This is a genomic window from Streptomyces sp. NPDC002835, assembly GCF_053591995.1.
In genome coordinates, this window is record NZ_JBSFUW010000042.1 from 31860 (window position 1) to 51115 (window position 19256).

The 19256-nt window shown below is 72.6% G+C and carries 17 protein-coding genes and 1 riboswitch; of the genes, 7 read left to right on the top strand and 10 right to left on the bottom strand.

Annotated features, from left to right (window positions below):
* The first annotated feature begins 6 nt into the window (after positions 1-6).
* A complete protein-coding gene (locus ACWD01_RS31645) occupies positions 7-1050 on the top strand; it encodes a DMT family transporter (protein ID WP_451166646.1) in 1044 nt (347 codons plus the stop codon).
* Here ACWD01_RS31645 and ACWD01_RS31650 read toward each other — a convergent pair.
* Positions 1041-2372, bottom strand: a complete 1332-nt coding sequence (locus tag ACWD01_RS31650) for an aminotransferase class I/II-fold pyridoxal phosphate-dependent enzyme (protein ID WP_451166647.1) — start codon at positions 2370-2372, stop codon at positions 1041-1043. The two genes, ACWD01_RS31645 and ACWD01_RS31650, sit on opposite strands and share 10 nt — an antisense overlap.
* Positions 2373-2407: 35 nt before the next feature.
* On the opposite strand from ACWD01_RS31650, the gene ACWD01_RS31655 reads away from it, so the two are divergent.
* Positions 2408-3112 (top strand): pyridoxamine 5'-phosphate oxidase family protein, encoded by a 705-nt coding sequence (locus ACWD01_RS31655; protein ID WP_451166648.1) that lies wholly within the window; start codon positions 2408-2410, stop codon positions 3110-3112.
* A gap of 48 nt (positions 3113-3160) precedes the next feature.
* Here ACWD01_RS31655 and ACWD01_RS31660 read toward each other — a convergent pair whose 3' ends face one another.
* The 3 genes from ACWD01_RS31660 to ACWD01_RS31670 form a co-directional block, all read right to left on the bottom strand.
* Positions 3161-4150 carry a DMT family transporter gene (locus tag ACWD01_RS31660; RefSeq protein WP_451166681.1) on the bottom strand — a complete coding sequence of 330 codons (990 nt, stop codon included), beginning with the start codon at positions 4148-4150 and terminating at the stop codon, positions 3161-3163.
* 219 nt (positions 4151-4369) lie between these two features.
* Positions 4370-5380: an EamA family transporter gene (locus tag ACWD01_RS31665; RefSeq protein ID WP_451166650.1), complete on the bottom strand. Its 1011-nt coding sequence runs from the start codon at positions 5378-5380 to the stop codon at positions 4370-4372.
* A 31-nt stretch (positions 5381-5411) separates the two neighbouring features.
* Positions 5412-6020 (bottom strand): Clp protease N-terminal domain-containing protein, encoded by a 609-nt coding sequence (locus tag ACWD01_RS31670; RefSeq protein ID WP_451166652.1) that lies wholly within the window; start codon positions 6018-6020, stop codon positions 5412-5414.
* A 201-nt stretch (positions 6021-6221) separates the two neighbouring features.
* Between ACWD01_RS31670 and ACWD01_RS31675 the strand changes: the two genes are divergently transcribed.
* Positions 6222-6665, top strand: coding sequence for a type II toxin-antitoxin system Rv0910 family toxin (locus ACWD01_RS31675; RefSeq protein ID WP_451166654.1), 444 nt, complete (start codon positions 6222-6224; stop codon positions 6663-6665).
* Between the two features lie 344 nt (positions 6666-7009).
* Here the strand turns inward: ACWD01_RS31675 and ACWD01_RS31680 are convergent, their stop codons facing one another.
* A complete protein-coding gene (locus ACWD01_RS31680) occupies positions 7010-7624 on the bottom strand; it encodes a PadR family transcriptional regulator (RefSeq protein WP_451166655.1) in 615 nt (204 codons plus the stop codon).
* A 138-nt stretch (positions 7625-7762) separates the two neighbouring features.
* Here ACWD01_RS31680 and ACWD01_RS31685 point away from each other — a divergent pair, with 138 nt between their 5' ends.
* Positions 7763-8584, top strand: a complete 822-nt coding sequence (locus tag ACWD01_RS31685; RefSeq protein WP_451166657.1) for a PhzF family phenazine biosynthesis protein — start codon at positions 7763-7765, stop codon at positions 8582-8584.
* Positions 8585-8636: 52 nt separating this feature from the next.
* Here the strand turns inward: ACWD01_RS31685 and ACWD01_RS31690 are convergent, their stop codons facing one another.
* The 3 genes from ACWD01_RS31690 to ACWD01_RS31700 form a co-directional block, all read right to left on the bottom strand.
* Positions 8637-9410 carry a hypothetical protein gene (locus ACWD01_RS31690; protein WP_451166659.1) on the bottom strand — a complete coding sequence of 258 codons (774 nt, stop codon included), beginning with the start codon at positions 9408-9410 and terminating at the stop codon, positions 8637-8639.
* 70 nt (positions 9411-9480) lie between these two features.
* Complete coding sequence (locus tag ACWD01_RS31695; protein ID WP_451166682.1) at positions 9481-10281, bottom strand: CPBP family intramembrane glutamic endopeptidase; 801 nt, start codon at positions 10279-10281, stop codon at positions 9481-9483.
* A gap of 77 nt (positions 10282-10358) precedes the next feature.
* Complete coding sequence (locus ACWD01_RS31700) at positions 10359-11870, bottom strand: glutamate-cysteine ligase family protein (protein WP_451166661.1); 1512 nt, start codon at positions 11868-11870, stop codon at positions 10359-10361.
* Positions 11871-12343: 473 nt separating this feature from the next.
* Here ACWD01_RS31700 and ACWD01_RS31705 point away from each other — a divergent pair, with 473 nt between their 5' ends.
* Together ACWD01_RS31705 and ACWD01_RS31710 are read left to right on the top strand one after the other, a co-directional pair.
* Positions 12344-12946 (top strand): hypothetical protein, encoded by a 603-nt coding sequence (locus tag ACWD01_RS31705; RefSeq protein ID WP_451166663.1) that lies wholly within the window; start codon positions 12344-12346, stop codon positions 12944-12946.
* 326 nt (positions 12947-13272) lie between these two features.
* Positions 13273-13479, top strand: coding sequence for a DUF5999 family protein (locus tag ACWD01_RS31710; RefSeq protein WP_356897020.1), 207 nt, complete (start codon positions 13273-13275; stop codon positions 13477-13479).
* Between the two features lie 124 nt (positions 13480-13603).
* Here the strand turns inward: ACWD01_RS31710 and gcvP are convergent, their stop codons facing one another.
* Positions 13604-16489, bottom strand: a complete 2886-nt coding sequence (gene gcvP / locus ACWD01_RS31715) for an aminomethyl-transferring glycine dehydrogenase (RefSeq protein ID WP_451166665.1) — start codon at positions 16487-16489, stop codon at positions 13604-13606.
* Between the two features lie 180 nt (positions 16490-16669).
* A riboswitch (glycine riboswitch) is annotated at positions 16670-16767 on the bottom strand.
* Positions 16768-16881: 114 nt separating this feature from the next.
* Between gcvP and ACWD01_RS31720 the strand changes: the two genes are divergently transcribed.
* Complete coding sequence (locus ACWD01_RS31720; protein ID WP_451166666.1) at positions 16882-17265, top strand: PRC-barrel domain-containing protein; 384 nt, start codon at positions 16882-16884, stop codon at positions 17263-17265.
* Positions 17266-17578: 313 nt separating this feature from the next.
* Here the strand turns inward: ACWD01_RS31720 and ACWD01_RS31725 are convergent, their stop codons facing one another.
* Entirely contained in the window at positions 17579-19225 is a 1647-nt protein-coding gene (locus tag ACWD01_RS31725; protein WP_451166668.1) for a DNA polymerase IV, read from the bottom strand.
* Positions 19226-19256 lie beyond the last annotated feature (31 nt).

The window sequence follows — 19256 nt, forward strand, 5'->3', positions numbered from 1 at the left end:
GTTGCCATGAGCACCGCAGCCACTGGGGCCGACGAAGCCCGCACCCTCACCTCCCCCGCCTCCCCGGCCGACCCGAACTCCGACCACGGCGAGCCCGCGCTCGCCGCCCCTCCGCGCCGGCGGGCCGTCGACTGGCGCATCCGGTTCGCGCTGCTCTCGGCGGTCTGGGGCTTCAGCTTCCTGCTCATCAAGGTCGGCACGGGGGCGTACGCGCCGTTCCAAGTCACCTTCGGCCGCCTCTTCTTCGGGACGGCGGTGCTCGCCGTCGCCATGGCGTTCCGCCGTGAGCGGCTACCGAGGGGCCTGCGCACCTGGGGCCACCTCACCGTCGCCGCCTTCCTGCTCAACGCGCTGCCGTTCTCGCTGTTCGCCTACGCCGAGCTCACCATCCCGTCGACCCTCGCGGGCATCTGCAACGCCACCTCGCCGCTGTGGGGCATGGCGCTCTCCCTGGTCGCGCTGTCGGAGGACCGGCCCACCCGGCGCCGGGTCGCGGGGCTCGGCATCGGGTTCCTCGGGGTGCTCACCGTCCTCGGCGCCTGGCAGGGCTTCTCCGGACTGGACTTCGGCGGTACGGCCATGGCGCTGCTCGCCTCGCTCAGCTACCCGATCGGCTGGATCTACGTACGCCGCACCCTGGCCGGTTCCAGCAACTCGCACCTGTCGCTGACCGGGGCGCAGCTCGGCGTGGCGACTCTCCAACTTGCGGTCGTGACACCTCTGTTCACGACGCTGCCGACCTCGTTCCCGCTGGTGCCACTGCTCGCGGTGATCGCGCTAGGGGCACTGGGCACGGGGCTGGCCCTGCTCATCCAGTACGGGCTGGTCGCCGAGGTCGGACCGACGACCGGCCAGATGGTCACGTACTTCATCCCGGTCATCGCCACGGCGGCGGGCGTGCTGGTACTCGGCGAGCACCTGGGCTGGAACACGCCGGTGGGCGCACTGATCGTCCTGGTGGGCGCGGCACTGACCCAGAGCCGGCCCAAGCAGCCCACGGCAAAGACGGCAACGACACCGGCCCCCGCCCCGGCCCCCGCTCAGCCGTAGCTGCGGACCGGCATCGGGCCGACCGCCGAGGCGACCGCTTCGGCGAGCGGCTCGATGTCGGCCCGCGTCAGCTGCGACACGGTCAGCCGGACGCCGGGGGGCGACGCCATACGGAAGCGCGCGCCCGGGGCCACCGCCCAGCCGGCGTGGAGCAGTCGCGCCACGGCCCCGGTCTCGTCCTGGACGGGCACCCACACGTTCATGCCGCTGCGGCCGCGGGCCTCGACGCCGCGCCGGGCCAGCGCGTCCATCAGGGCGTCGCGCCGCTCGCCGTACGCGCGGGCGACGGCGACGGGATCGACGGCGCCGGAGGCCCACAGATGCGCGACGGTGTGCTGCAGCAGCCGGCTGACCCAGCCGGGGCCCAGCCCGAGCCGGCCCTGTACGCGGTCGACGGTGACGCTGTCGCCCGTCAGGACGGCGACCCGCAGATCCGGCCCGTACGCCTTGGCCACCGAGCGCACGAACGCCCAGCTCTCGGTCACCCCCGCGAGGGGGAACAGCGGGGCGTCGACGATGGCGTGACCGTGGTCGTCCTCGATGAGCAGCGTGCGGGGGAACCGGCCGAGCACGGCTCGCAGTTGACCGGCCCGGTGGCTGCTCAGCACCGCGCCGGTCGGGTTCTGCGCCCGGTCGGTGACGACGACGGCGCGGGCGCCGGCGGTCAGCGCCCGCTCCATCTCGCCGGGCAGCGGGCCCTCCTCGTCGAGTGCGAGGGGCAGTGGCCTGAGCCCGAGCGCCGAGACCAGGTCGAGCAGGCTCCCCCAGCCCGGGTCCTCGACGGCGACCGCGTCGCCCGGCCGCAGGTGCGCGGCGAGGACCCGTTCGATCGCGTCGAGCGCTCCGGACGTGGCGGCGAGGGGCCCGGCGGGGACCCCGTCGGCGTCCATGGCGGCGCGCGCGAGGCGTACGAACTCGGCGTCCAGCGACTCCTTCCCGTACAGGCCGGGCTCCTTCGCGTGCCGCTCGGCCGCGTACGCGAGCGCCTCGCCCAGCGGGGGCAGGAGCGCGATGTCGGGGTTGCCCTCCCCCAGGTCCCGCACGCCCGGGGGCGCGTCGACCCGGATGGATCCGCGCGCCGTACTGGCCGGGCGGGGGCGCACCCGGCTGCCCCTGCGGCCCGCCGTCTCGATCACTCCGCGCTCGCGCAGGGTGCGGTAGGCGGCGGCGACGGTGTTCGGATTGACGCCCAGCTCGGTCGCCAACTCCCGCATCGGAGGCAGCAGTTGGCCCGGCTCGAGCTCCCCCGACCCGACTGCCCGCTCCACACTCGCGGCGATTTCCGATGCGCGCCGCCCAACGATCCGATATTCTCCTAGCACAAAACTTATTATGCACTAGTGCAATGGAGCTGGCAATGTCCCGGACCACGGAACCTCAGACCGCGGAAGACGAGACCACGGAGTCTCTCACCGCCGAAGCCTCGTACGAGCCGACCGAGCGGACCATCCCCACCCGCTCCCGGGAGCGCGCGTCCTACGACCGTGAACTGGTGCACTCGATACTCGACACCGCCCACCTCTGCCACCTCGGCTTCGTGCGCGACGGCGCGCCGGTCGTCCTGCCCACGCTCTTCGCCCGCGTCGGCGAGCGGCTGTACGTCCACGGGTCGACGGGCTCGCGGCCCCTGCGGATGGCGGGCGAGGCCGACCCGGGGCTGCCCGTGTGCCTGACGGTGACCCATGTCGACGGTCTGGTGCTGGCGCGCTCGGCCTTCCACCACTCGATCAACTACCGCTCGGTGGTGGTCCACGGCTCCGCACGGCAGGTGACGGACGCCGAGGAGAAGCGCACGGCGCTGGACGCGCTGGTCGACCACGCGATCCCCGGCCGCGCCGCGGACTCCCGCCCCGCCAACGCCAAGGAGCTGGCGGCGACGGCCGTGCTCCGGCTGGATCTGGCCGAGGTCTCCGCCAAGACCCGCACCGGCGGCCCGAACGACGACCCGGAGGACCTGTCGCTCCCCCACTGGGCCGGTGTCGTCCCCGTGGCCGTCACGTCGGGCGCCCCTGTCCCGGCCACCGACCTCGGGCCGGCCGTCCCGCTGCCCGCCTACCTCTGAACCCACCGGCCCGCCCCAGGACTCGGCGCCCGGGGCGGGCCATGGGCGTCAGGCCGGGACCGGCAGCCGCCTGCGGGCGGCCGCACCCCGCGCCTCCGCCGCGGCGAGCCCGGCGACCGCCGTCAGCAGAAGCAGCGTCCCGGCCACCGTGGCCGCCGTCAGCCGCTCGCCCAGCAGCGTCACCGCGATGACCGCGGCGCTCACCGGCTCCAGCAGCATGATCACCGAGACGGTCGCGGAACGGACCACGGCCGCGCCCGCGAAGTAGAGGGCGTAGGCCAGCGCGGTCGGCACGGCGGCGACGTACACCAGCAGCCAGACGACCCGCGCCAGGTCCGCCGTGTGCGGCAGCAGGCCCTCGCCGAGCGCCATCGGCAGCAGTCCCACGGACCCGATCGCGAAGGCCCAGGCCGTCGTGGACAGCGAGTCCCCGCCGCCCCCGTCCCGGCCGAGCCACCTCGTGAGCAGCGTGATCGCCGCGTAGCCGGCGGCCGACAGCAGTGCGAGTGCGACGCCCAGCGGCCGCACCTCGCCGCCCTCGCCGCCGAGGACCAGCACACCGAGCCCGGTCAGCGCCCCGGCGACGGCCAGGATCCCGCCGCGGCCCAGCCGCTCGCCCATGGTCAGCCGCGCGCCGACGGCGATGAGTACGGGCCCGGCTCCCAGTGTCACGACGGTGCCCACGGCCAGGCCGGTCGCCTCGACGGCCGCGAAGTAGGCGCTCTGGAAGACGGTCAGCCCCACGCCGGTGGCGACGATGCGCAGAAGCCTGCGCCGTCGCGGCTCGGCGGACGCGGCGGCTCCGCCCCGCCGCCGGGCACGCAGCGCGAGGACGGGGAGGAGGAGCACCAGCCCGCCGACGCACCGCCAGAACGACAGCGCGAGGGGGCCCAGTTCGCTCACCTCGAAGACGAGGGACGCGGCGGCGCCGGCGGTCCCCCAGGCGAACCCGGCGAAGATCAGATAGGTGAGTCCCCGCCCGACGGGGAGACCGGCGGGGAGGCCGGCGGACGTACCGGCCGGCGTGCCGAGCGGCATACCGGCGGACACGTCCGCGGGCATGCCGGCAGCGGCAGTTGAAGAGGAATTCGACACGTGACTTCTCCGTAAGAAGAACGGACGGCTGATTGCTCGAACCGGTCACGCGGGCAGCACCGACCTGCTCGGGGACGACCCGAGCCCGGTCTTCGTGAGAAGAGCGTCCGCCCGCGCTAGGCGGCGGGCGGCGGAAGTACGGTCGAATGCATGATCGTCACCTTACGTGGCACGTTTACCGCCGGACAACTCCCCCGTGCCCACGCCCTCACCGGCCGCCGCGGGCACCGGTTCCGGCCCGCCCGCCGCCACCGGCCCGGACGGCGCCCGAGGTGCCTGGGACTGCGCGATGAAGGCCCCGACGAGGACGACCGCGCCGCCGACGATCTGCGGCGCCGACAGGTGCTCACGCAGCAGCACCCAGGCCAGCACGGTCGCGATGACCGCCTCCAGGCACGCGACGACGCCGGCCACCTGCGGCGACAGCCGGCGTACGGAGACGACACCGGTGACGTACGCGAGCACGGTGGCGATCAGCACGATCCAGCCGAGCAGCAGCGCGGCGGGCACGTCCGTGCCGCCCATGTCGGCGGCGTCGGCCAGCAGCGACCAGTCCAGGCCCCACGGACGGGCCACGACTGTGAGCACCGCGGCACCGATGAGGAGCCCGTAGGCGATGACGCCCATCGGGTCGGGGACGTCGTCGCTGTCGCCGCCCTGGGCTGACAGTACGAAGTAGCCCACCTGGCAGCAGGCGGCGCCGAGGGCCAGCAGTAGCCCGAGCAGGTCGAAGCTGAGTCCCGCCCAGACCTCGACGACACACGCGAGACCCGCGACGGCGAGGACGACGCCGACGGCCGCGGCCCGTGTCACCGGGCGGCGCTGGACGAACCGGACCCAGCCGAGCACGAGCGCGGGCGCCAGGTACTCGATGAGCAGCGCGACCCCGACCGGGATGCGCGAGATCGCCGCGAAGTAGCAGGCCTGCACACCGGCCACGGCCAGCAGCCCGAACCCGGCCAGCAGCGCGGGCCTGCGCCGCAGCAGGGTGCGGTGGCGCCAGGCCACCGGAGCCATGACGAGGGCGGCTCCCGCGACCCGGAGCCATACGACATGGAGGGGGTCGAGTCCCGCCTCGATCAGCGGCTTGGCCGCAACGCCTGATCCACCGAACGCGACGGCCGACCCCAGGGCAAGTCCCAGGCCGGCGCTCTTTCCCTGAGACACCTGCATCGGCACATGATGTCAGGACCGGTCAGTACCGTCACCCCGGTGACACATGTCGAGACACGTCCGCGATCCGCGCACCCAGCAGCGACGTGTCGACACCCGCGCGCCGCAGCACCTCGGCGGCCCGGCACTCCGGATCGGCCGCGACGCAGGCCAGCACGTCGATCCCCGCCGCCCTGCCCCTGCCGCACCGCCGCGCCCGGTCGAGCGCGCCCGTCATGACGGCCGCGGCGCAGGGCGACCAGCCCGGCGCGTCGGGCAGGGAGACGGCGGGCCGGCGACGCCCGTCGGGTACGGGGGCGGGCAGGTGTCCCGTACGGCCGCCCTCGCGCACGATGGGCAGCGCACCCGAGTCCTCGACGGAGCCCTGCCAGGCGAGGCCGTAGCCGATACTCCGCTGCACGAGGTACCCGAGGACCCGCGCGACCTGCGCCGGGCCGCCGAACACCGCTCTGACGTCGGGGTCCTGTTCCATCAGCGAGTGCAGCAGATGCGCGGTGTCGATCTGCCGGTCGCCGTCGCGCAGCGCTCTTCTGCGCGCGCCCGTGACCACCGCGGCCAACCCGTCGGTGAGTACGGTCTCGATGTCGGGGCGAGCGGGGGCGGGCTGCTGCCGGGGCAGCCGGAAGGCAGGGCTTTGCACATCTCCCACCCCATCAGACGTCCACGGGCCCGGCGTCCACGCGGGGAAGCATTCGCCCTCCGACCGGAGTCGGGCACACCCGGGCGTTTCCTCCTCCTTACGGATGAGACCACCTCGAACTGACGAGCCGTCAGTATTGAATGTTCCGGCACCCACCGCTACGGTCCGCGGCACCGGAACCCGATACGAAGGGGTGGTCGCATGGCAGAAGTCAGCGCGGAGGCACGCATCGAGGCGCCGGCCGCGAAGGTCTGGGCCCAGCTCACCGACTTCGCCTCGTACGGGCGCTGGAACACCACCCACACCAACTTCCCGCAGGGCGGCCCCGAGCCGCTGGAGACGGGCGCCACCTTCGCGGAGAACATGAAGTTGATGGGCTTCCCGGCCGAGGTGACCTGGACGGTGGAGGAGCTGGAGCCGGAGCGGGTGCTGGCCATCAGGGGCAAGGGGCCGATGTCCGTCACCGTGGGCACCCGCTACTCGCTGGTCCCGGCCGAGGGCACGACGGCCGACGGCGCGACCGATGTGCGGATCGACGGGGAGTTCACCGGCGCGGCGGTGTCGCTGATGGCGGCGAAGCTCAGGGACTCGGCGACCGCGGCGCTCAACGAGTCGCTCCGCAGGCTCGGCGGCCTCGTGTCCTGACCTAGGGCCTCTCGTTCGGAGCTTGCCGGGCTCGCGTGCCCTGGCACCGCACCTCGCTGCGTTGTCGTCAGTCGCCGACTCCCCCGTAGCCCTTCGGGCACGGGAGGTGCCCCCACCGCGTGGACTCTCCCCCTGCCTTCGGCGGGGGGACCCCCATCCTCCGCCTTGCAAGGCGTCCCCTCGGCCCTGGCGGGCCTGGGGAGACCCCATGCACCAGACCCCGCTCACCGATCCGGCCTGATCCAAACGAAAGACCCTCGCGCACGGCGGCACACCGGCCCCGGCACGGAAGAAGGGCCCCGCGTGACCGCGGGGCCCTTCGCGCCGCAGAGCCGAGGCTGAACTCAGTGCTCGTCGGCGAGGATCAGATACAGCTTCTTCCGGGCCTCGTTGATGACGGCGACGGCCTTCTGCCGCTGCTCGGCGTCGCCGGTCTTCCAGACCTGGCCGAACGCCTCCATCAGACCGAAGCCGGCCTGCCTGATCTCGTTGACCTTCTCCCAGTCGACGCCGCGCCCGACCTCCTCCCAGGGAGCCTCCGGCCCCGACTCGGCCTCGGCACGCCCGGTGTCGGTCAGCGTGAACAGCTTCTTGCCGCCCTCGCTCTCCGGGACGATCAGGCCCTCGTCCTCCAGCAACTGAAGGGTCGGGTAGACGGAGCCCGGGCTGGGCTTCCAGGCCCCGCCGCTGCGCTCGTCGATCTCCTGGATCATCTCGTAGCCGTGCATCGGGCGGTCCCTCAGCAGCGCCAGGATCGAGGCGCGCACGTCACCGCGCCGCGCCCTGCCCCGGCCTCCACCGCGCCCGCGGCCGCCACCGAAGGGCCCGCCGAACGGCGGCCCCCACGGCCCGAACGCGGCCCGCCGGCCCTCGTGCTCGCCGCGACCGTGATGGCCGGGCCCGCAGTGTCCATGACCGCGGCCGTGGTCGTGTTCCGGTCCGTTTCCATATGAACGCATCGCTACGCTCCTTCCATCGTTGATCAGTCGCGATACCTCAACGATATATCGGGAAGGATCGGCCGACAAGCCCCATCGGGTCCAGCGACCCGGAATTGGCCTTGGCCTGCGGCTTCACGGAGGCTCTACGGTCACGCCATGCGGATTCGAATCGTCGACGCCTTCACCGACCGCCCCTTCGCCGGAAACCCCGCCGGGGTCCTGCTGCTGGACTCCGCCGGCTTCCCCGCCGACTCCTGGCTCCAGCGGGTTGCCGCGGAGCTGAACCTCTCCGAGACCGCCTTCGCCCACCCGCTGCCCGCCGGCGGCGACGCGGACTGGGCGCTGCGCTGGTTCACCCCCGCCACCGAGGTCGACATGTGCGGCCACGCCACCCTGGCCACGGCCCATGTCCTGCACACCACAGGCACGGCGACCGGCACCGTGCGCTTCGCCGCCCGCTGCGGAACCCTCATCACCACCGCGCACGAGGACGGCACGCTGACCCTGGACTTCCCGACCGCCCCGCTGACGCCGGTCGAGGCCCCGGGCGGCGTGGCGAAGGCGCTCGGCGCGAAGGTCCTGTCCGCCCACGACACCGGCCCCCACATCGGGGACCTCCTGGTCGAGCTGCCCGACGAAGCCTCCGTACGCGGCCTGAGCCCCGACTTCGCCGCCCTGGTGGAGCACTCGGAGCGCGGCATCATCGCGACCGCCGCCGCGGCGGACCCCGAGGCCGGCTACGACTTCGTGTCCCGCGGCTTCTTCCCCCGGGTCGGCATCGACGAGGACCCGGTCACGGGCAGCGCCCACACGGCCCTCGCCCCCTTCTGGTCGGCCCGCCTCGGCCGCGACGACCTCACCGGCCTCCAGGCCTCCGCCCGTTCCGGCCTGGTCCGCACCGCCCTGCGCGGCGACCGCACCCTCCTCACGGGCCGCGCGGTCACGGTCATCGACGGCGAACTCCTCACTACGCCCTGACCCACCACGAGCCCCAGCGCCGAGCCACAGCGACCAGGTCGTACGCCAAGCGTCAGGACACCAGCTGCGACATCACGGCGACCGGCAGCGACGGGTTGGCGGCCGCCGCTTCCACCACCTGCCGGTCGGCGTCGGCGAGCAGGCCCACAATGACCGGCGGCGGCAGTGCCGGATGCCCGGCGGCCACTCGCCTCGCCCGTGCGTCGCCCAGGCAGGCGAGCAGCGCCGGGGCCGTCGCGTTGCGGTGCCCGGCGACCTCCCGAAGCACTTTCCGCACCGGGGGTTCGCGCCGGGCCAGGTCCTCCAGCAGCCCGGGAGTCGCCTCCGGGTTGGCTGCCACCGCGCCGACGACCTGGGCCCCGTACCGGTCGGCCATGGCGCGCAGCCGCGCTTCGGCGAGACCCGGGTGCGCGGCGACGGCCCCGACCACTCTCGCGTCGGCGTCGGTGGCCAGCGCGTCGCGGATCTCCACCACATCGGACGGGAGGCCGGGGCAGGCAGCCAGTTCCTCCCGGCGGCCGACGACCGGATCCGTCGCGAACAGCCGCGCCCACTCCGGGTTTCCGGCCCGCTCCCGGAGCAGGGCGAGGGCACCCTCCGGCTGTGCCGTGGGGTCGATGTCGGCGGCGGTCAACCGGCCCTCGTTCGCGAGGCGCCCGGCGCTCTCCTCGACACGCGAGGCCAGGGCGACCGCCTGCGCACGGCTGAGGTCCGCGCGACCGGCGAGTTCCGCGGCGATGCCGTCGTCCGCGACCGCGATAAGCCGGTCCACCAGCTCGGGCGGCAGGGCCGGATTGGCGGCGAGTCCGCACAGCGCATGGTTCACGCAGAGCATCCTGCACGGACACCGGCCGGCGTGCCCGAGGATTTCCGCATCATCGGGCTGCCGGTGGCGCTCACGGCGTCGGCAGCCAGCCCACCTTCCCGGCCAGCAGCCCGTAGCCGACGAAGGCGACGATGTCGAGCAGGGCGTGCGCCGCCACCAGCGGCCCCACGCGGCCCCAGCGCCGGTAGAGCAGGACGAAGACGACGCCCATGACCATGTTGCCGATGAAGCCGCCGATGCCCTGGTAGAGGTGGTACGAGCCGCGCAGCACTGAACTCGCGGCGAGCGCGGCCATCGGGGTCCAGCCCAACTGGTCGAGTCTGCGCAGCAGGTAGCCGACGACGATGACCTCTTCCAGCACCGAGTTCTGGAGGGCCGAGAGGATCAGCACCGGGTACTTCCACCACACGTCGGGCAGCGACTCGGGCACCACGGTGAGGTTGAAGCCCGAGGCGCGCGCCACGAGGTAGAATGCCAGCCCCGCGCTGCCGATGCCGGTGGCCACCAGCGCGCCGCGCCCCAGGTCCGGCCACGGGCAGGTCCGGTCGAAACCGATGGCCCGGAGACCGGCCCGCTCACGGATCAGCAGATGCGCCACGAGCGCCACCGGGACCAGCGCCGTCGCGATCCCGAAGAGCTGCCAGGCGAGGTCGAGCCACGGCCGCCCCGGCGCGAAGGACCCGTTGAGCGTCGCCGCCTGGTCCTTCAGCCCGCCGGGCCTGGTCAGTGATCCGATGAAGCTGATCAGCGCGGAGACAGCGCTGGCGCCGAGCGACAGCGCGAGTACGAGTACCGTCTCCTGCCGCAGAATCCCGCGCGGTACCGCCTCCCGCACACAGGGTCCGGCCCCGTCTCCCGCCTGCGCCTGCACACCAGCCTCCAGTTGTTCCACCGCGTCGGACGTCACAGCTTGCCCGACGAACCTACGGCGGAATCAGCCAGGTCCTCTCAGGACCGGGCCCCCGGGAAGCCCACCGGCCAGGTGTGCACGGGCTGCCCCTCGCGCATCAGCTCGCAGTAGCGGCGGGCCATGGCCGCCAGCGCCGCCTCCCGCTCGAGGCCCGCCTCGCGGGCGCGGTGGTAGGTGTCCGCCTGCCAGGAGGCGCCGTTCATCCGGCGGCGGCAGCGCCCCTCGATCACGCCCAGATACAGATCCCGGTCGGCTGCCGCCACGTTCCACGCGTCGAGGCCCGCCGCGGCCAGCGGCAGCAGCTCGTCACGGACGAGTTTCACGACGGGGACCTGTGTGACGCCGCCGCGGCCGGGGCGCGGCCACCGGAGTTCGGCGTCGATGCCGTACCGGCACGCGGCCTCGAAATTCTCGGCGGCCGCGGCGAAGGGGAGCCGCTTCCACACCGGCCGGGCTTCCTCGGCGAGCGCCCGGACCAGGCCGTAGTAGAACGCGGCGTTGGCGATCACGTCGGTCACCGTCGGGCCGGCGGGCAGCACCCGGTTCTCCACACGCAGGTGCGGAACGCCGTCGACTACCTCGTACACCGGGCGGTTCCAGCGGTAGATGGTGCCGTTGTGCAGGACCAGCTCCCTCAGCCGCGGCACTCCGCCGTCCTCGAGCACCCGCAGCGGTTCCTCGTCGTCGCAGAAGGGGAGCAGCGCGGGGAAGTAACGGATGTTCTCCTCGAAGAGGTCGTACGCGGAGTCGATCCAGCGCTCGCCGAACCAGGTCCGCGGCCGTACCCCCTGCGCCTGCAGTTCGGGCGGGCGCGTGTCGGTGGCCTGCAGGAAGAGCGGCGGCCGCGACTCGCGCCACAGCTCCTTGCCGAAGAGGAACGGCGAGTTGGCACCGAGGGCCACCTGCACCGCGGCCACCGCCTGCGCGGCGTTCCACACGTCCGCGAACCGGCCGGGGGTGACCTGGAGATGCAACTGCACCGAGGTGCAGGCCGCTTCCGGCGCTATCGACGACGATGTGCACGTCAGCCGCTCCACGCCCTCGATGTCGAGGGTGAAAGCCTCGCCGCGGGCCGCCACGATCTGGTCGTTGAGCAGCACATAGCGGTCGACGTCGGAGAGATTGGCCGCGGAGACCAGGTCCTCCTGCGCGAGGGTCGGAAGAATTCCGATCATCACGATCCCGGAACCGGTCTCCTGCGCTTTCCGGTCGGCATATCCCAGCCCGGTATGCAACTCCTCCGCGAGCTGGTCGAGCACCCGGCCGCCCAATCGGTGCGGGACGATGTTCACTTCCAGATTGAACATTCCCAGCTCGGTCTGGAAATCCGGACTCGCGATACGGGAGAGAACTTCGGCATTCATCATCCGCGGCATGCCGTCCTGGCCGGCGAGATTCAGCTCTATCTCCAGCCCCATCAGATTCCTGGGCCGGTCGAACCTCTTCTCGTCCAGCAGCCGCCCCAGGCCCGCCAGGCACTGCTGCAGCTTCCTTCGGTACTGTTGCCGGTCGGACAGGTCGAACCCGTCAGACTCGACCTTCTCCCCCATCGGAGCGTCCCTCCTCGAGTGGGCACCACGCGGCGTCGACCGCTCACGTCACGGACGATAATGCCCAGACTCATTGATCCATAACGTCCCCGCGGAGGCTCTGCTGCGGGTAGGCTGGAGTCAGTACCCCACCGGCACATTCCTCCGGCATGACGCAGCGGGCATTTTCCGGTATCTGAGCCGTGAAAAGCACCGTCCGGATTCGGCCTACCGCACCGGAGTCCAAACCGCAGGCCGCAGCCCCGAAGGGGATGAAAAGCCGTCCAGGGAGCGTACAGAACGGACCGGTTTCCGCCTTGTCGGAAATACCCACGACGGCTAGCGGAAACACTAAGTGAACACGTGTCGTATAAACTCCGCGAGGGCAGAGAGTTGGCATCCGGTGTCTTCCGGCCGCTCACCGTCCCGCACGCTGACAGTGCCGTCCGCACCTTCACGCATCACCGTGTCTCCTGAGTGAGAGGCGACCCACCATGCCGCTGCATGTCCTCCCGGCCCCCGCGCCTGCCTTGCGCAGCGTCCTCGCAGCACTCGGTTCACCCACGGCCGTGTCCGAGGCCCGTACCCCCGCTCTGCGGTCCGTCCAGGGACCGCTGAGCGCCGAACTGCCGCTGCCCGTCCATGTGCTGGACCGGATAGCCCCGAGCGGCGCCACCCCGCTCACCCGGCTCACCGGCTGGCGCTTCCTGATCCGCAGCGGCGATCGCGCCGTGGCCGCCGCGGACACGATGCTCACGCCCGACGGCTGGGCCTTCTCCCATTTCTTCGAGGGCCCCTATCTCGACTCGACCGAACGCGCCCTGCGCCAGGCCGAGTCCATGGGATCGCCCTTCCAGCCGCGGCTGCTGTCCGTACCCGAGCTCTACATGCTCACCCTCTGGCTGCACCGCGACCCGGAGGCCGCCCCGGAGGCCGACGCGGCCGCCGGCACGCCGCAGCCGTCCGACGTCCTGGTGCCCCTGGCTCCCGCGCCGCCGGGCATAGCGGCCCACCGGCCGCACCGGGTCGCCGAACTGCTGCCCCTCCTGACGCTGCGCCTGGCGCCGCCCCGGCTGCTCGACTCGCCGGCCGCCTGACCGCAGGGCCCGCCGATCCGGCGGGAAGAACGGCCCGGTACGCCCCGCGACCGCCCGGTCGCGGGGCGTACCAGCGCATCGGTACCGGCCCGTTGTGACTAGTCACCCCAGGCCACTGAGAACCACCCGAAAGGACCGGCCCCATGAGCTGAACCGTCCGCGCGGGTGATGCGTCATCAATCTATAGAAAGAGCTGCCGTGAAATGCCTGCGGAGCGACGCCCGCAGGGGAACACTGGGACCGAACCGAGAGATACGGGGGGGGCGGCCATGAACACCTCATCGAGCCGCACGACACTCACCACAACGCAGCGAAAGAACCTACCCATGTGCCAGCACCAGCCAGCCTGTCCCACCTCCGACTCAGCAGACCGTGAGGCGGCGCGCCTCGTGGCCCACCATCCGGAACAGGGCTGGAGCCTGCTGTGCAACGGCGTCCTTCTCTTCGAGGACACCGGCGAACTGCTGCCCGACGGCCAGATCATCGCCCCGCGCCGGCCGCGCGCCGCGGGCCCGCTGATGACGGCCGCCTAGGAACCGCCCGAAGCAGCACGGCGGTCGCACCACAGCCGTCCGCAGCACAGCCCGTACGACGAAGGGGCCGGCCCGGAGATCCCTCTCCGCACCGGCCCCCGACGCATCCCCCGTGCGGCACGCGTCAGTTGTCGTAGTCCTCCAGCGGCGGGCAGGAGCACACGAGGTTGCGGTCGCCGAAGGCGCCGTCGATACGGCGCACCGGCGGCCAGTACTTGTCGGCGGCGCTCACCCCGGCCGGGAAGACGGCCTCCTCGCGGCTGTAGCCGTGGTCCCAGTCACCGCCGAGCGCGGCGGCCGTGTGGGGGGCGTTGCGCAGCGGGTTGTCGTCCGCGGACCACTCGCCCGACGCGACCTTCTCGATCTCGGCGCGGATCGCAATCATCGTGTCGCAGAACCGGTCGAGTTCGTTCAGGTCCTCGCTCTCGGTGGGCTCGATCATCAGCGTTCCGGCCACCGGGAAGGACATGGTCGGCGCGTGGAAGCCGTAGTCGATCAGGCGCTTGGCGATGTCGTCGACGCTGACGCCGGTCGCCTTGGAGAGCGGTCGCAGGTCGACGATGCACTCGTGGGCGACCAGCCCGGCCGGACCGGTGTAGAGCACCGGGTAGTGCGGCTCGAGACGCTTGGCGATGTAGTTGGCTGCGAGCACGGCGACCTGGGTGGCGCGCTTGAGGCCCTCGCCGCCCATCAGCCGCACATACGCCCAGGAGATCGGCAGAATGCCCGCGGAGCCCCAGGGGGCGGCGGAGATCGGACCGACGCCCGTCTCCGGACCCGCGGTCGGCTGCAGCGGGTGGTTCGGCAGGTAGGGCGCGAGGTGGGCGCGCACGCCGACCGGGCCGACGCCGGGGCCGCCGCCGCCGTGCGGGATGCAGAAGGTCTTGTGCAGGTTCAGGTGCGAGACGTCGCCGCCAAACCGGCCGGGCTTGGCCAGACCGACCAGGGCGTTGAGGTTGGCCCCGTCGACGTACACCTGGCCGCCGGCGTCGTGCACCTGGGCGCAGATGTCGGCGACGTGCTCCTCGAACACCCCGTGCGTCGACGGGTAGGTGATCATCAGCACGGAGAGCTCGTCGCGGTACTGCTCGATCTTGGCGCGTAGGTCCTCGACGTCGATCTCACCGTCGTCGGCGGTCTTCACGACGACGACCTTCATGCCGGCCATCACGGCGCTGGCGGCGTTGGTGCCGTGCGCGGAGGACGGGATGAGGCAGACGGTCCGCTGGTCGTCCCCGTTGGCCCGGTGGTACGCGCGCACCGCGAGCAGACCGGCCAGCTCGCCCTGGGAGCCGGCGTTGGGCTGGATGGAGACCTTGTCGTAGCCGGTGACCTCGGCCAGCCGCTCCTCGAGCTCCTGGATCAGGGTCAGATAGCCCTGGGCCTGCTCCACCGGGGCGAAGGGGTGGATCTGGCCGAACTCCGGCCAGGTGACCGGCTCCATCTCGGTCGTCGCGTTCAGCTTCATCGTGCAGGAGCCGAGCGGGATCATGCCGCGGTCCAGCGCGTAGTCGCGGTCGGCGAGCCTGCGCAGGTAGCGGAGCATCGCGGTCTCGGAGCGGTGCTGGTGGAAGACGGGATGCGTGAGGTACTCGTCGTCGCGCAGCAGGGCCGCGGGCAGCGCCTCCGCGCCCGACGCGTCCAGGGCCTCGATGTCGCCCTCGACGCCGAAGGCGGCCCAGACGGCCGCGAGCTGGGCACGGCCGGTGGTCTCGTCGCAGGCGGCGGAGACGTGGTCCGCGTCGACGAGACGCAGGTTGACCCCGCCCTCCCGCGCGGAGGCGACGACGTCGGCGGCCCTGCCGGGCACCCGGGCGGTGACGGTGTCGAAGTACGAGCCGTGCACGACCTCGACGCCGCCGGCCCGCAGGCCCTCGGCGAGGATCGCGGCGTAACGGTGGGTGCGCCGGGCGATGGTCCGCAGCCCCTCGGGGCCGTGGTAGACCGCGTACATGCCGGCCATCACGGCGAGCAGCACCTGCGCGGTGCAGATGTTGCTGGTGGCCTTCTCGCGGCGGATGTGCTGCTCACGGGTCTGCAGCGCCAGCCGGTAGGCCCGGTTGCCGTCCGCGTCGACGGAGACGCCGACGAGGCGGCCGGGCAGGCTGCGGGCGAACTTGTCGCGCACGGCCATGTAACCGGCGTGCGGGCCGCCGAAGCCCATCGGGACGCCGAAGCGCTGGGTGGTGCCGACCGCGATGTCCGCGCCGAGCTCACCGGGCGAGGTGAGCAGCGTGAGAGCGAGCAGGTCGGCGGCGACGGTGACGATCGCGCCGAGCTCGTGCGCCTGCTCGATGACCGGCTTGAGGTCCCGTACGGCGCCCGAGGCGCCCGGGTACTGCAGCAGCACACCGAACACGCCGCGCTCGGCGATCTCGGCGGGGATGCCGTCGCTCAGGTCCGCGGTGACGACCTCGACACCGGTCGGCTCGGCGCGGGTCTCGATCACGGCGACGGTCTGCGGCATGGTGTCGGCGTCGATCAGGAAGACGCCGTTCTTGACCTTGCCGACGCGGCGGGCCAGCGACATGGCCTCCGCGGCCGCGGTGCCCTCGTCGAGGAGCGAGGCACCGGAGGTGGGCAGCCCGGTGAGGTCGGCGACGACGGTCTGGAAGTTCAGCAGGGCCTCGAGCCGCCCCTGCGAGATCTCGGGCTGGTACGGCGTGTACGCCGTGTACCAGGCCGGGTTCTCCATCACGTTGCGCAGGATGACCGGCGGCGTGAACGTCCCGTAGTAGCCCAGGCCGATCATGGGCGCGAGCACCTGGTTGCGGTCCGCCAGTATGCGCAGCTCGGCCAGGACCTCGGCCTCGGTGCGGGCGCCGGGGAGGTCGAGGGCCTCGGCGCTCTTGATGACGTCCGGCACGGCGGCGGCGGTCAGCTCGTCGAGCGAGCCGTAACCCACTTGGGCGAGCATCTTGGCCTGGGCACCGGCGTCGGGCCCGATGTGCCGCTGCTCGAACGGGATCCCCTGCTCCAGCCGGGAGAGCGGAATGCGGTTGGCGGTCATGGTGGGAGGCCTCCTGGTCTTCGCGACCTGCGAGGGGCATCACGGCGCGGATGCCCGGACGGCCTCCCCCTCTGTCATCTCGACCTGAGAGCTTCACCGGGCGTCGCTCAGCGACCTCCCGGCTTTCACCGTCGGTGAGAGCGGATGCCGTCCGACGCCCGCCCTGCTTTCCAGAGTGACCTCGTCCGTGCGGTACAGGTGCCTGAGAGATTCCGGGGAGGATTTGCTCCTTCGGCGCCTCCGGAATTCTCACCGGAGGACTCTCCCGCACAGGGTCAGCAGCCGCTTGCCAGGGTACCAGCGCGGCCCGCTCGCAATCGCTCGAGTGGCCGACACCCGGGATGTGGCCTTTTGTAGTCGTTGGGGAGCAGTTGCGACCAATTGGAGGGACCGTGCAGACCGACATCGATCCGCGCAGCCTGATAGGCCGCAAGGCGTTCGACCGCAACGGCACCAAGATCGGGACCGTTGACGAGGTGTATCTGGACGACGCCACGGGAGTCCCCGAATGGGCGGCCGTGCGGACCGGCCTCTTCAGCCGGGACGCGTTCGTCCCGCTCGAGCCGAGCGAACTCGTCGACAACACCCTTCGCGTCCCGTACGAACGCGCACTGATCAAGGACGCCCCCGATTTCGGCGTGGGCCGTCATCTCTCGCCCGAGCAGGAACTCCAGCTCTACCACCACTACGGCCTCGACCTCTCCGGCCCTCCCCCGTCCCCGGCCCCCACCTCCGGCGACCGCTCCTTCGGCCGCGTCGCGGGCCAGGAGGACTGACCCCCGGGACGCGGCCCCACCCTCACACTCTTCCCGGCCCCGGCACGCGAGGTTGCACGCCGGGGCCGCGCGACGTGTGTGGGTCGTCCCGCCCAGGCTCGGGCAGGCGGCCGATCAGGCCCGCACGGTCCGCGTCGCCCCGCCCCGGGCAACGACGGGTCAGGCCTGGGACCGCCCGCCCGCAGGGTGGACCGCCTGGGCCCGAGGCCGCCGAACCGGCAGGGCCCGAGTGGCCACCGGGGCACCGCCACCTGGCCCCGGCCCCGCGGAGCTCCACGCCGTCCAGGGATTGCCCGCCCCGGGCAACGGCCGGTCAGGCCCGCACCGCCCGCCCGCACGGCGGGCCACCCGGACCCCAGGCCGCCATCGGGTCCCCACCCAGTTCTCCGGGGTCCCCGGGTGTGTGCGCCGGATCGGGGCGGGGCGGTGTGTCGGCCCCGGGCCCTGTACGGGGCTCGACGGAGATCTCGGCGGCGGAGGCGGGTCCGCCCTCGGCCCCGGCGTCGCCTCCAGGCGCTGCCCCGCGCCCAGCCGAATCAGGCGCCGCCCCGACGACCGCCGTCTCCCCCGCCGAGCCACCCGCACCCGGCTCCACCAGCGGCAGTGGATCCGCGGCCTCCAACTGCTCGTCCTCCACCCGGAACGTCCGCACCCGCCCCGGTGGCGACCACGGTTCCTCGAAACGCACGGTGACCCGGCCGACGCCGCTGCCCTGGACCCAGCCCGGTCCGTACAGCGCGTGGCGCACGTCCTGGCCGGCGGCCCAGCGACGCTCCGTCGGCTCCTCCCGGCTGACCGGGTCGAGGCCTTGGGTCTCGTGCGGCTCGGCCGGCGGGGCGGCGCCGGACGGGGCCGGGTCCTCCTCGGAGGCCGCGGCAGAACCGGACGCCGCCGCCTGCGCGAAGAGGTCCTCCTGGGTGTAGTCCGCGAGCCCGGTGACGCCCACCCCCAGCAGACGTACCCCGCCCGTGGTGTCCACCGACTCCAGCAGCCGCCCCGCGGCCTCCCGCACCACCGCGGGGTCGTCCGTCGGCCCGCGGAGCGTCTCCGAGCGCGTCAGCGTCGAGAAGTCGTAGCGCCGGACCTTGAGCACGATGGTGCGGCCGGAGTGGCCGCTCGCCCGCAGCCTCTGCACGCACCGCTCGGCGAGCCGCTCCACCTCGATCCGCACCCGGACCCGGTCGTGCAGGTCGACGTCGAACGTGTCCTCCACCGACACGGACTTCGCGTCCCGCTCGGCCACCACCGGCCGGTCGTCGTGCCCGAGCGCCATGCGGAACAGGGACGTCCCGTGTGCCCGGCCGAGCAGCCGCACCAGCTCGTCCTCGCCCGCCTCCGCCAGGTCCGCGACCGTCGTCATACCGGCCCGCCGCAGATGCTCTCCGGTGGCGGGCCCCACTCCGGGCAGGATCCGGACCGGCATCGGGCCGAGCAGCTCACGCTCGGTGCCGGGCTCGATCAGGGTCAGGCCGTCCGGCTTGGCCTGTTCGGAGGCAATCTTGGCGATCATCTTGGAGCCCGCGAGACCGACCGATCCGGTCAGGCCCGTGACCGCTCGTATGTCGGCGCGCAGCCGCTCACCGGTCGCGCGGGCGGACACGGTGTCGTCGGCGGCTCCGCCGGCCTCCAGATCGACGAAGGCCTCGTCGAGACTCAGCGGCTCCACCAGCGGCGAGAGCCGCCCGAGCAGCTCCATGACCTGCTCGCTCACCGAGCGGTAGAGGGAGAAGCGCGGCACGAGATACGCCGCGTTCGGAGCGAGTCGCCGGGCCTGCGCCATCGGCATGGCGGAGTGCACGCCGAACCGTCTCGCCTCGTAGGACGCGGTGGCCACCACACCCCGCGGACCGAGTCCGCCGACGACCACGGGCTTTCCGCGCAGCGAAGGCTTCGCCGCCTGCTCGGCGGCGGCGAAGAAGGCATCCATGTCGAGATGCAGGATCGTCGGCGCGGTTCTCACATCTCCGATGCTCCCGCACACCACTGACAAT